Genomic DNA, 11,839 nt, shown 5'->3' with positions numbered 1-11,839 from the left:
CGCGAAGGCAAGGGCGATTCCCACAAGCAGCAGCCAAGCGCTGCTCACACTTTGCCTTATGTGGTATCCGCCCGCTTGGGGTTGTTCCCCGACTTGACTCCAAGTAATATCGACTGCGGCCCCACGAAGGGCCGCTACCCGAAAGGACCCTTTCCTTCTATGGACATCGCCTGCAACACCGACAAGGCCCGACGTCCCGCGCTCCGTGCGTGGGCGTCGCCTGCCATATGCTACGCCTCCGCCTTTGCCATCCCGTTCGGCATACTGGTTGCCACGTTCGCGCTGCTGGGCATCTACCCGTTCGGCGACGTGTCGGTGATGATGCACGACATGCCGGTGCAATACGCCGATTACTTCGGATGGCTCATCCAGGTGATGCATGGGGAAGGTAACCTGCTGTACAGCAACGCCGCCGGCCTTGGTGGCGGCATGTTCAGCCTTTTCACCTATTATCTGTCGAGCCCCTTCAATACGCTAGCGTGGTTTTTCACGCCCGAAACCGTGCCGCAGCTGCTCTCGTGGCTGACGTTGCTGAAGATACCCGCCTGCGCGGCGGCGTGCCTGGGCTTTCTGCGCGGGCGCTTTCTGGCCCCCGAGGCGGCCACCTGGCGTGAGGCGCGCGCCCTGGCCGCGGCGGCGCCGACGACGAGCCAAGGGGCGCTGGTGCTGCTTTCCTGCGCCTATGCGCTTTCTTCTTACGTTTTGGGCTATGCAAGCAACATCATGTGGCTTGACGGCGTGATCATGGCGCCGTGCGCGCTGCTGGGCGTGTGGCGCCTTATGCAGCGCCACGCATGCGCCGGTCTGTTCGCCGCGGCGGCGGGCGCCATCTGGTTTAACTGGTACACGGGATATATGGTGTGCCTGCTGTGCGTGCTGTACTTCCTGTACGAGCTGGCGCGCCGCACCGAGCTGCGCGGGCGACGCCTGCGAACCTGCGGACGCTTCGCCGCCGTCATGGCCCTTGCCGTTGGCGCCGGGATACCGGTGCTGCTGCCCACAGCGCTGTCGCTTTTGGGCGGCAAGGGCGCGCACGCGGGACTGGCCTCACTTGCGTTCGAAACGGGCCTGGCCCGCAACCCGCTCGCCGTGCCCGATCTGTTCGGCATCGGCACCACGCCCGGCATCACCACGCAGGCCAACCGACCGGCTGTGGTGATATCAGCGTTCGCCCTTGTGGGCGCGGGCACGTTCTTCGCCAACAAGGCCATCGCCGGGCGTGATCGCGTGGCGGGCGGCGTGCTCGCCGGCTTCATGCTCGCAAGCCTTGTCCTGCCGCCGCTTACCACCATTTGGGCCGGTTTCGTGCCCGAAAGCTCGTACACCAACCGCAACGGGTTCGCGATTCTGCTGGTGCTGGTCATGCTGGCAGCCGAAAGCCTGCTTGCGCTGCGCCGCCTGCCTGCGCGAACCGCGGGCGTGCGCGCTGCCGTCGGCGGCGGTATCGTGCTAGCTGCCTTTGCCGTTTCCGCGGCGTTTCTGCGGTTCGTCAAGCATGCGTTGCCGCAGAAAGACGAGCTTGTTCTCCTGGAGTGCATCTTGCTTGCGAGCTTCACCGTGCTGATAGCCGCTTTGGCGCTTGTCGGAAAGGCTGCCAAGGGCGATCAGCGGGCGCTCGTCCCCCCCGCCAAGCGCACCGATGCGCCCAAAGCCGCGACTTACGCGCTGTGCGCGCTTCTGGTGGCGGCGTTCGTAGGCGAGCAAGCCTTCGACGCGCAAGCGCAACTGAGGAAATGTATCCACACCGTCAGCGGCTATGCCGAAGACCTGACCAGCCTTGAGGACACGTACTCCACGCTCAGCGCGGGGCAGGACGGCTTCGTACGCGTGGGCAACACCAGCGCCTACTGGAGCAATGGCAGGAAGGGCGGCGGCAAGGACAACGGCTCGGACAACATGGCGCTTATGCTGGCGTACAGCACCTTCGACCACTACTCCTCCACGCAGGAATCGCGCATCCAGGAGCTGCTGCGCAACCTGGGCTACAGCAAGGTCACGCCATTCGGCACCTACTATATGAGCCCGAACACCGTGGCCGATGCGCTGCTCGGCGTCACCAATATCATCGACGACGGGCAGCCGGCGGCCGCGCAGGCCGACGGCTCTGCAGTGCCGCGAGGCAGCTGGCGCCCCTGGCGCAACGAGCTTGCGCTGCCGCTTGGCTGGGGCACCACGGGAACCGCTCAGGTGAGCTGGAGCGACGACCCCTTCGCAAACCAGGCCGCCATGCTCGCCGACGCAGCCGGGCTTGACGGAAACGCCGCCGAGGGCCTGTTCACCGCCCCGGACGTGCGCGATGCGGACGAGACTGAGACCGCCGGCACAAACGCAGCTGCTGACGGGAGCGCGAGCGCAAGCGCCGACGATGTCAGCAGGCAGTTCGCCATCACGGCGCAAACCGACGGGCCGCTGCTGCTGTTCTTCCCCACCCTGTATCTGGACGACATCTATTACGAGGGCGGCATCGCCTGCAGCTTGAGCGTTGACGGGACCAACGTGCAAACCATCGGGCGGCGTGGGTCCTGCAACATCGTGTACGCCGGCACCGTTTCCGCAGGTCAAACGGTTAACGTAAAGCTCACGCCCGCCAACACGGCGCAGGTGGCGTACCACGACGACGGCTCCACGACCACCGTGGATGAAGCGCTGTACCAGCCAAGCGCCGAAGAGGCGGTCAAGGCCCAGGTGCTTGACGTGGGCAGTCTGCAAAACCAGCTTTCGCGCATCGATTCCGCCGGTTTTGCGCTCACGGCATACGAGAACGGACGGATTGCGGCCACGTTCAACGCCGCCCAAGATGAGACGCTTGTGATTAGTCAGCCCTACGAGGACGGCTGGACCGCCACGGTCAACGGCAAGCCGGTCGAAGTGCAGGCGGCCTATGACGGGCTGATGGGCATACCGGTGCAAACCGGTGACAATGTCGTCGAGCTGCGCTACCTCACGCCCGGGCTTGTCCCGGGGGCGGTTGTGGGCATTGCGTCCGTTACGCTGTTCGCCGTATGGCGCATAGCAGCGCGCAGGCGTAGCATGTTGCAAGATGGCGAATAATCGAACGATGATCGGCCAGGTATGCTTGCACGGTGATGGCCCAGAAGCCGCAACGGCGGCTGCAAGGCGGCTCATCGCACTGCAGCGAACCACGCTCGGCCGCGTCGATTCGCCCTAAGGCGCTACCGCACGCCCACTTCGCAAGGAAGCGCCGCGCCCGGCGGGGAGCGCGGCGGCAAAGCTAGATTGGAACGAACACATGAGCGACGCCCTGTACGACCTGACGCTGGTGGTCCCCTGCTACAACGAGGGGGACAACATCCCGCTGTTCTACAAAACGGCCACCGAGTGCTTCGAGCAAGCAGGCGTGGGCATCGAGATCGTGTTCGTGAACGACGGCAGCCAGGACGGCACCGCGCAGCTTTTGCGGCGCGTGGTGGAGTCCGCACGTGGGAAGCACGCCGTACAGGCCATCGACTTCTCACGCAACTTCGGCAAGGAATCGGCGCTGTACGCAGGCATGCAGGCGGCGCGCGGCAATAATATCTGCCTCATCGATGCCGACATGCAGCAAACGCCCCACGACGCGCTGCGCATGTACCGCCTGCTCATGGAGAACGCTGACGTCGACTGCGTGGCCGCATGCCAGGTCGACCGCAAGGAGGGCTTCGTGCTGAAGCTGTTCAAGCGCGCGTTCTACCGCACGTTCAACGGCATGGCCGACGACATCTCCATCCCTGCAAACGTCAGCGATTTCCGCGTATTCCGCCGCCCCGTGCGCGACGCGCTGCTCGCGCTCCCCGAGCGCGAGCGCTTCAGCAAGGGCCTGTTCGCCTGGATCGGCTTCAACACGCTTGAGATTCCCTACGAGGCCGAGCAGCGCGCCGCCGGCACCAGCAAGTGGTCGTTCAGGAAGCTGTTCCGCTACGCCGCCACGGGCATCTTCGGGTTCACCACCTGGCCGCTCAAGATCGCGGTATGGCTGGGCAGCATCTGCGCCGTCGCGGCGGTGATATACCTGCTGTCAGTGCTGGCCGAGTACCTGCTGTACGGAACGAACGCCCCGGGCTACCCCACGCTGGCATGCCTGATCCTGCTGTTCGGCGGCCTGCAGCTTGCTGTGCTAGGAGTGATCGGCGAATACCTGGGCCGCGACTACATCGAGAACAAGCGCCGCCCCATCTACCTGGCAAAAGAGCACCTGGACAGCACGAAGGAATAGCGAAGCGCCCCAAAAGGGGCGCTTGCTTTGCCCGGGTGGACAGTTCGCGCGCCGCCCGGAGTCATATGCCCAAAAAACAAAGGGCCTTGCCTGAACTTTGCCCCTGATTCGAGCGCGGTTCGGGCAAGGCCCTTTGTTTCGCGAACTCCCTGGTCAGCTTGCTGGGGAAGCCGTTAGGCGCCGTCGCGCATGGCTTTGAGCTTTTCCAGGACGTCCGGTTTAATCCGGTCACCGAGCGTGCGCTTGAGCGCAACTTTCGGCGTTTCGTCGAGATGCACGTCCTCGTAGTACATGCCCACCTCGCGCGAGAACCCGTTGGCCGACATGCGGTCGATGCCGCCGCCGAACACGGTGTCCTGGATGGTGGCGTCGGACGTGACCACCATGGTTTCGACGTTGCGCACGCGCGCGTCGTGGGCCAGCTTCTCAATGACTTTGTCGGCCGAAGTGCCGGCGGGGCTAAACATGATGCGCACGCCGCCGATAGTCTCCACCTCGCCGGTGGAGAACTGGTTGTCGCCGCCGTCGAACACGATGACGGCCTTGTATTCGCGGCCGGCGAAGTTGATGACGTCGTTGATCAGACGCTCGCGCGCCGTGTTGAACGCATCATCGGTATAGTCGGGATGCGCGAACGCCTCTTGGTAACGCGACCCAGAGCGCAACACGTTGTAGCCGTCCACCAGCAGGATCTTCTTACGCTGCTTTGCCATCACGCATCCCTCCTTTCATACGATACAAAAATAATCGCCGCAGGCCCGCTGAAACCAGCGAGGGCGATTGAACGCCTCCGTCCCCCTGTTCACGGACGGGTGCGGTTGCTGCTAGGCGGTGTGGATGTTCTGGCGCAGCCACTCGTACATGACGGCGGTGGCGGCCTGCGCCACGTTCAGGCTGGCCACTTCGCCTTCCAGCGGCAGCTTGGCGTACATGTCGCAGTGCTCGAGCACCAGGCGGGACACGCCGTCGTGCTCGTTGCCCAAGACGATGGCGATCTTGCCCTTCAGGTTCGCATTCCACACCAGGTCGTCGGTGTGCTCGGTTGCGGCGCACACCCAGAAGCCCTCCTCTTGCAAGCGGTGGATGCTCTGCACGATGTTGGACACCTGCGCCACGGGCACGTGCGTGATGGCGCCCGCGGAGCTTTTGTACGTGGAAGCCTCGACGCGTGCGCTGCGCTTGTTGGGGATGATCAGGCCCGATGCGCCCACAGCCTCGCAAGAGCGGCTGATGGCGCCCAGGTTGCCCGCGTCGGTGAGGTGGTCGCACAGGACCACGAGCGCGCGGCCGTCGTGCTCCTCGGCGTAGCTGTTGGCAGCGTCGACCACCTGGCCGATGCCCACGTAGTTGAACGGCGCGGCCTCAGCCATGACGCCCTGATGGCTACCGCGAGCAGACTTCTGGTCAAGCTCGTCGCGAGGCACCTGGATGACCTTCACGCCGTTGCGCTTGGCCTTGCGCATGATGTCCTCGATCATGGGATCGCGTTTCATGTAATCGCCCATAAGAATACGGCGCATGGGCACGCCGGTACGGAACGCCTCGATGACGGGGCGCTTGCCTTCAATGTAATCAGCCATGTGATGGGGCCTTTCGGTTCTGCAAGATAACGTAGATCGATTGCGCTATTGTACCAGCCGCCGCGCGCCCAGGCTTCCCACAGCGCCAATCGCCGCAAGACCCCCATGCACCGCTTAACGCATGTTGGCGGGCCAATCGCTGTTCGCGGCATCGCTGCCGCCCGATGAGCCCTTGCGCGCTTCGTCATCACGGCTGGCGCCGCGGGCGATGCGCGCGCCGGCGTGCCGCTGATGCCGCTCGGAGTCGCCGCCATGCAGGAAAAGCCCCGACAGCACTTCGCCCACGCGATGCATGCCGCGGGCGATGCGCGGCGTCAGGTCGGCTTCGGAGGTTGTGCGCCAATCGAAGTACACGCTCCAATAACGCAGCGCCACCACGGCGAGCACGCATGCGATGCCCGCGAGCGCCAAGGGACATCCGAAGCGCGCCAGCACCACGTACACCGCCGCGCCGCCAAGCCCCGCGACGGCATAGTAGTTGCTGCGCTGGAACACGCCGGGCACCTCGCCGACGCAGATGTCGCGGATGGCGCCGCCGCCGACCGCCGTGATGCCGCCCATGATGACCGACAGCACCATACCCTGCTCGAAAGCAACCGCCTTCGAAGCGCCGGCCAGCGCGAACAGGCCCACCGACAGCGCATCGGCCAGGAATACCGTTGCCTCGAGATGCTTGAATATGCCGCGGAAGTAGAACACGAACGCGCAGATGAGGATGCAGGTGACGATAAGGTCGGGATGCGAGGTGAAATACACGCCCGTGCCCTGCATGAGCGTGTCGCGCAGCACGCCGCCGCCGTAACCCGTGATCAACCCGCACACCACCGTGCCAATGATGTCGAGCTTGCGGTCGCACGCGAACAGCGCGCCGGTGAGCACGCCGGCGATGACGCTGAAATAGTCGATGCTCCACGGCACCGTGAGCACCGGCGTGTCGGCGAAGATCCCCTGCAGCCAAGCTTCCATGTGAACCCCTATTCAGCCCGCCGAACGTGAAAGCGGGCGCGCCAAAGGGGCGCGCCCGCTTCGCTTGCTAGCGATTATGTAACCACATAAGAAGCCAAATTACCAGGGATGACATGTTGCGGCGAGCTTGTCCTGAGGCTATTCCTCCCCTGTGCCCTTCACATCCACGTTGCCAGCCAGAACGGCACGGTAGTCGGCCAGGTTCTTCTTCAGAAGCTGGGGAATATCCAGCTCGTAAGGGCAGCGAACAGTGCAGGCGTAGCACTCGGTGCAGTCCTCGATGGCGTTCATGCGCTGCTGCCACTCTTCGCCAAGCCACCCCTTCGACGGCGCGCGGCGGATCATGAGCGACATACGAGCGCACTGGTTGATGACGATCTCCTGCGGGCACGGCATGCAGTAGCCGCAACCGCGGCAGAAATCGCCGGCAAGCTCGGCGCGCTCGGAGGCGATGAACGCGCGCATCCCTTCGTCAAGCTGCGGCGTTTCGGTCATGAACGCAAGCCACTCATCGAGCTCTTCCTCGCGCTGCACGCCCCAGATGGGCAGCACGCCCGGGAACTGGGTCATGAACGCCATGCAGGCGCGGGCGTTAGCGAGCAGGCCGCCGGCCAGGCCTTTCATGGCGATAAAGCCGATGTTGCGCTGCTCGCACAGGGCAACCAGCTCAAGCTCGCGGTCGGAGGCAAGGTAGCTGAGCGGGTACTGCAGCGTTTCGTACAGGCCGCTTTCCACGCACTCGAAGGCAACCTCGAGCTTGTGCGCCGTCACGCCGATGTGGGCAATCTTGCCCTGCTCCTTGGCCTTGAGCATGCACTCGTACATGCCGGTGCCGTCGCCTGGCTTGTAGCACTGGTCGACGCAGTGGAACTGGTATAGGTCGACATGGTCGGTGCGCAAAAGGCACAGCGACGTTTCCAGATCTTCCCAAAACGCCTCGGGCGTGCGGGCCTGGGTTTTAGTGGCGATGGCGACCTTACCGCGCATGCCCTCGAATGCAAGGCCGACGCGCTCCTCGCTGTTGGAATACGCGCGCGCCGTGTCGAAGAACGTCATGCCGCCCTCGAACGCGCGGCGAAGCAGCGCCACGGCGTCCTGTTCGGAGATGCGTTGAATCGGCAGCGCCCCGAACGCATTCTGCGGCGTGACGATACCGGTAGACCCCAACGTAATGGTGCGCATGCTCATCCCCCTGTCGAAAAAGGCCCGCCCTCCGTTGGGAGGGCAGGCCGAAATACCTGTGGACTATTCTATTCCTTCGTCGGCTATTCCGTTCGCAACATATGCCCGAATTTATACACCGCTTCGGAAAACGCCTCGTAGTGTTCGACGCAGTGGGCATCGCTAGCGATGTAGGTGTACAAACCGGCTTCGAACAAACGCTGGGCAGGTTTGCGCTCTTTGCCCATACGCCCGCCGCGGATGAAGTCGGACGATGCCTGCAACACGCACCCACAGCTGATCAGGCGCTCCGCAATGGAGGTATCCTCCTGGATGGCCTTGTATCGCTCGGGATGGGCGATGATCACATCGAGCCCCATGCCCTGCAGCTCGTAGATCTCACGTTCGTATTCCTCGAAATCGCGTTTGGTGGCGTGTGTGGAAAGCTCGAGCAGCAGCGTCTTGGAATCCTGGAAACACAGGTAGGGCGCCCAGTCCATTCCCAGCTCGCGCAGCTTGCGGATGTTCACCTCGAAGCCCATGCGCATGGGGATGGGCGAACGCGGGGCCAGCTGGTTGAACGCATCCCACATGGCATCGAAATCGAAGTACGGGTCGCGGCAATGCGGCGTGCACACGATCTCGGTGATGCCGGCCTTGTACGCGGCATGGATCATGCGCACGCTCTCGCCGAGGCAGCTTGCCCCGTCGTCAACGCCGGGAAGGATATGGCAATGCAGGTCAAGCACGTCGACTACCCTCTACGAGCACCGTTGTTCTGACGTCCGTAGTTAGCGGGGTTCGCGGCACCGCCATGCTTACCGCCGCCGCGCGGGACGTTGGGACCGAGGTTGCGGGAATCGACCTTCACCGCGGAAGAGGAGCCCTTCTCGCGCTTGCCCTGCTGGTTGTAGTAAGCGTAGTAGTACTCGGACTTCTCGACGTTGCAGTAGTTCATGACGACGCCCACCACGTTGCCGCCGGCCTTCTTCAACTGGTCGTAGGCCTGCAGCACGGCCTGGCGCTTCGTGAAGTTCTCGCGCACCACCAGCACGGCGGCGTCGACGATGGTGGAGACCACGGCGGCATCGACGAACATGCCGACGGGCGGCGTATCGAAGATGACGTAATCGAACATCTGCTCAAGCTTATGGGCCAGCGCGGCGAAGCGCTTGGAGGCGAGGATGTCGGCGGGATTAGGGATGTGCGGCTCGGCATCGAGCAGGAACATGTTCTCGGTGTTGGTGGAGACGATGGCCTGCTGGATGGGCATGGTATCGGAGAGCACCGAGTACAGACCGCCCGTGGAGCGCACGCCGAGCATGCCGGCCAGCGTGCGATTGCGCATGTCGCACTCGACCAGGCACACGCGCATGCCCGAGGACGCGATGGCGCGGGCGACGTTGCACGTGACCGTGGACTTGCCTTCGTTGGGGATGGAGCTAGTGAACACCAGGGAACGGATGGGGTTATCGACGCTCATGAAGCGGATGTTGGCCATCAGGGTCTTCGCGGCGTTCTGCATCTCCATATCGTCGCCGCCTTTAGGTTTGCGAGCCATAGCTTATTTACCTCCCTTGAGAGCAGGCATGCGGCCGATGACGGGCAGGCCCAGCAGGTCTTCGATCTCGTCGGCGTTGCGCACCTTCGTGTTGAGCATATCGGACACCACGACGATGGCGATGGCGACGAACAAGCCGGCGAGCAGCGCGACGGCGATGTACATGGGACGATTGGGGCCGGAGGGCGCCGTGGGGGCCGTGGCCTGGTCGATGACGTTGACCGACTGAACGTCCATGACCTGCTGCGCGACCTTGGAGACGTTGCTGGCCATATCGTTGGCGATGGTGGCGGCGATATCCGGGTCGGTGCCGGTGACGGAAAGCGTGATGACGCGCGAGGTGGTCTCGCTGGTGACCTTGGTGGAGTACCCCTTCAGCGACTCGAGGTGCAGGTCCTTTGCGGTGTCGGCCTCGATGCGGTCGCTCTTGAGCAGCGTGGACACGTCGTTGGCCATCATCTGGCTGGCGTTGAGGTTGGAGTAGTTCGCAGCATTGTCGGAGTTCGCCGAAGACTGCTTCGCAAGCACGTACATGCTGGTGGAAGCGGTATACGTGTTGGGCAGCGCGACGAAGCAGACCACGGCGGTCGCAAGCGCGCACACGATAGGCAGGACGATCATGAGCTTCAGATGCTTGCGCATAAGCTGAAGCAGCTCGAGCAATGTCATGAATAAACCTCTCAAGTCTCGGGGCAATAGCCTTACCATTATACCCTGCAATGGAGGGGCGGGTACAAAGTTGCTCCACTTCAGCAGAAAAGACCGAAAGCCGTGGAGATTCGTGCACAATCGCGGTCTTTTCGGGCTCAAGCGCTTCCCTTTTGTGAAAACACCATCATAATAAGCGGGTTGCTTCTCACGAAATTCTTTCTAATCTTCTTTTCGCGCGCTCTTCCACGCACCGCGCAAGGCATATAGAAAGCGGCTCGCGTCAAGCGCAAGCACGCCGCCTGGGGCGGGTGCGATGAATTGGTACATAGGTTGCAAGCGCTTGACTGAAACCGATGCCGCCCGTTTCCGGACGCCTTGGTTTGCTGCGCGCTGCTTCCGCGAAGAGAAACGGATCTTACATGACCGCATTTGCAGAACTGGGCCTGTCCGAGGCAGCCCTCGCCGCCGTCGAGCGCATGGGCTACGACTCCCCCACGCCCGTTCAGGAGCAGTCCATCCCCTACATCCTGGAAGGCCGCGACGTCATCGCCGCCGCCTCCACCGGCACTGGCAAGACCGCAGCGTTCCTGCTGCCCACACTGTCCACGCTCGAGCGCATGAAGGGCCGCGGCCGCGCCCCGCGCGTGTGCGTCGTCAGCCCCACGCGCGAGCTGGCTCAGCAGATCAGCCGCACGTGCATGCAGATCTCCCGCAAAACCGGCCACTTCGTGACCACCGTGTACGGCGGCACGCCCTACGGGCCGCAGATCCGCGAGCTGCGCGGCGGCACCGACGTGCTCATCGCCACTCCCGGCCGCCTGAACGACCTGATGGACCGCGGCGTGGTCGACCTGTCCGAGACCAAGGTGCTCGTGCTCGACGAGGCCGACCGCATGCTTGACATGGGCTTCCTGCCCGACGTCACCAAGATCGTGGAGCACACGCCGGCCGAACGCCAGACGCTGCTGTTTTCCGCGACCATCGACAGCTCCATCCAGAAGAACCTGGGCAACCTGCTGAAGGACCCGGCCATCATCGAAATCGCCCGCAACGGCGAGACCGCTGCCACCGTGGCCCAGTACATCATGCCCATCGCCAACCGCAAGAAGCAGGAGCTTCTGGAAGCGGTGCTCAACGACAAGGGCCACGAGCGCGTCATCGTGTTCGCCCGCACCAAGAACCGCACCGAGGAGTGCGCCGAAGCGCTTGAGGCCGCCGGTTTCCACGCCGAGTCCATCCACTCCGACAAGACCCAGGGCCGCCGCCGTCGCGCCCTGGAGAACTTCCGCCGCGGCAAGACCGACATCCTGGTGGCCACCGACGTGCTGGCACGCGGCATCGACGTGCCCGAGGTGAACTACGTCATCAACTTCGACCTGCCCGACATGGCCGAGGACTACGTGCACCGCATCGGCCGCACGGGCCGTGCCGGCGAGGAGGGCTTCGCCATCTCCTTCGTCACGCGCGAGACCATGAAGACGCTCAAGGAGATCGAGAAGCTCATCGGCAAGGACATCCCCTTCACCACCATCGAGGGCTACGAGACCGATCCGTCCGTGCTGGAGAAGCCCAAGCGCGGCGAGCGCAAGGGCGGCACGCGCCGCGGCGGCAACAAGCCGGCAGGCGCCCGCCGCACCGGCGAGAAGCATGCCGAGCGCGCCGAGCGCGAGGGCCGCTGGCCCAACGCCGGCGAGGGCCGTCGCCGTC

The 11,839-nt window shown here is 63.9% G+C and carries 10 protein-coding genes; 3 read left to right on the top strand and 7 right to left on the bottom strand.

Going from position 1 to position 11,839, the window contains the following annotated elements:
- Positions 1–159 precede the first annotated feature (159 nt).
- Positions 160–3,051 carry a YfhO family protein gene (locus tag SFHG_RS07185; RefSeq protein ID WP_042435708.1) on the top strand — a complete coding sequence of 964 codons (2,892 nt, stop codon included), beginning with the start codon at positions 160–162 and terminating at the stop codon, positions 3,049–3,051.
- A 199-nt stretch (positions 3,052–3,250) separates the two neighbouring features.
- On the top strand, positions 3,251–4,213 hold the full coding sequence (locus SFHG_RS07180) for a glycosyltransferase family 2 protein (RefSeq protein ID WP_042435706.1): 963 nt from the start codon (positions 3,251–3,253) through the stop codon (positions 4,211–4,213).
- Between the two features lie 173 nt (positions 4,214–4,386).
- On the opposite strand, the gene SFHG_RS07175 is transcribed toward SFHG_RS07180, so the two are convergent.
- From SFHG_RS07175 to SFHG_RS07145, 7 genes are all read right to left on the bottom strand, one after another.
- The gene (locus SFHG_RS07175) at positions 4,387–4,926 is read right to left on the bottom strand and encodes an NYN domain-containing protein (protein ID WP_042435704.1); all 540 of its coding nucleotides are present in this window, start codon (positions 4,924–4,926) and stop codon (positions 4,387–4,389) included.
- A gap of 111 nt (positions 4,927–5,037) precedes the next feature.
- Positions 5,038–5,793, bottom strand: a complete 756-nt coding sequence (gene rlmB / locus SFHG_RS07170; protein ID WP_042435702.1) for a 23S rRNA (guanosine(2251)-2'-O)-methyltransferase RlmB — start codon at positions 5,791–5,793, stop codon at positions 5,038–5,040.
- Between the two features lie 114 nt (positions 5,794–5,907).
- Complete coding sequence (locus SFHG_RS07165; RefSeq protein WP_042435699.1) at positions 5,908–6,759, bottom strand: trimeric intracellular cation channel family protein; 852 nt, start codon at positions 6,757–6,759, stop codon at positions 5,908–5,910.
- A gap of 138 nt (positions 6,760–6,897) precedes the next feature.
- Entirely contained in the window at positions 6,898–7,941 is a 1,044-nt protein-coding gene (locus SFHG_RS07160) for an aldo/keto reductase (RefSeq protein WP_042436180.1), read from the bottom strand.
- Between the two features lie 83 nt (positions 7,942–8,024).
- Positions 8,025–8,669: a CpsB/CapC family capsule biosynthesis tyrosine phosphatase gene (locus SFHG_RS07155; protein WP_042435696.1), complete on the bottom strand. Its 645-nt coding sequence runs from the start codon at positions 8,667–8,669 to the stop codon at positions 8,025–8,027.
- Positions 8,670–8,674: 5 nt separating this feature from the next.
- Positions 8,675–9,481, bottom strand: a complete 807-nt coding sequence (locus SFHG_RS07150; RefSeq protein WP_042435695.1) for a CpsD/CapB family tyrosine-protein kinase — start codon at positions 9,479–9,481, stop codon at positions 8,675–8,677.
- Between the two features lie 3 nt (positions 9,482–9,484).
- Positions 9,485–10,150 (bottom strand): YveK family protein, encoded by a 666-nt coding sequence (locus SFHG_RS07145; protein ID WP_042435693.1) that lies wholly within the window; start codon positions 10,148–10,150, stop codon positions 9,485–9,487.
- Between the two features lie 401 nt (positions 10,151–10,551).
- On the opposite strand from SFHG_RS07145, the gene SFHG_RS07140 reads away from it, so the two are divergent.
- On the top strand, positions 10,552–11,839 hold a 1,288-nt coding region (locus SFHG_RS07140; RefSeq protein WP_081468997.1), incomplete at its 3' end, for a DEAD/DEAH box helicase.

The organism is Senegalimassilia anaerobia JC110, assembly GCF_000236865.1.
GTDB lineage: Bacteria > Actinomycetota > Coriobacteriia > Coriobacteriales > Eggerthellaceae > Senegalimassilia > Senegalimassilia anaerobia.
Note: the sequence above shows the minus strand (reverse complement) of the source record. Positions and strands in the feature narration are given on the sequence as shown.

What these genes read in the sequence shown, in the direction of transcription:
- SFHG_RS07185 (WP_042435708.1), top strand. Translation starts at nt 160, where the DNA reads ATGGACATCGCCTGCAACACCGACAAGGCCCGACGTCCCGCGCTCCGT.
- SFHG_RS07180 (WP_042435706.1), top strand. Translation starts at nt 3,251, where the DNA reads ATGAGCGACGCCCTGTACGACCTGACGCTGGTGGTCCCCTGCTACAAC.
- SFHG_RS07175 (WP_042435704.1), bottom strand. Translation starts at nt 4,926, where the DNA reads ATGGCAAAGCAGCGTAAGAAGATCCTGCTGGTGGACGGCTACAACGTG.
- rlmB (WP_042435702.1), bottom strand. Translation starts at nt 5,793, where the DNA reads ATGGCTGATTACATTGAAGGCAAGCGCCCCGTCATCGAGGCGTTCCGT.
- SFHG_RS07165 (WP_042435699.1), bottom strand. Translation starts at nt 6,759, where the DNA reads ATGGAAGCTTGGCTGCAGGGGATCTTCGCCGACACGCCGGTGCTCACG.
- SFHG_RS07160 (WP_042436180.1), bottom strand. Translation starts at nt 7,941, where the DNA reads ATGCGCACCATTACGTTGGGGTCTACCGGTATCGTCACGCCGCAGAAT.
- SFHG_RS07150 (WP_042435695.1), bottom strand. Translation starts at nt 9,481, where the DNA reads ATGGCTCGCAAACCTAAAGGCGGCGACGATATGGAGATGCAGAACGCC.
- SFHG_RS07145 (WP_042435693.1), bottom strand. Translation starts at nt 10,150, where the DNA reads ATGACATTGCTCGAGCTGCTTCAGCTTATGCGCAAGCATCTGAAGCTC.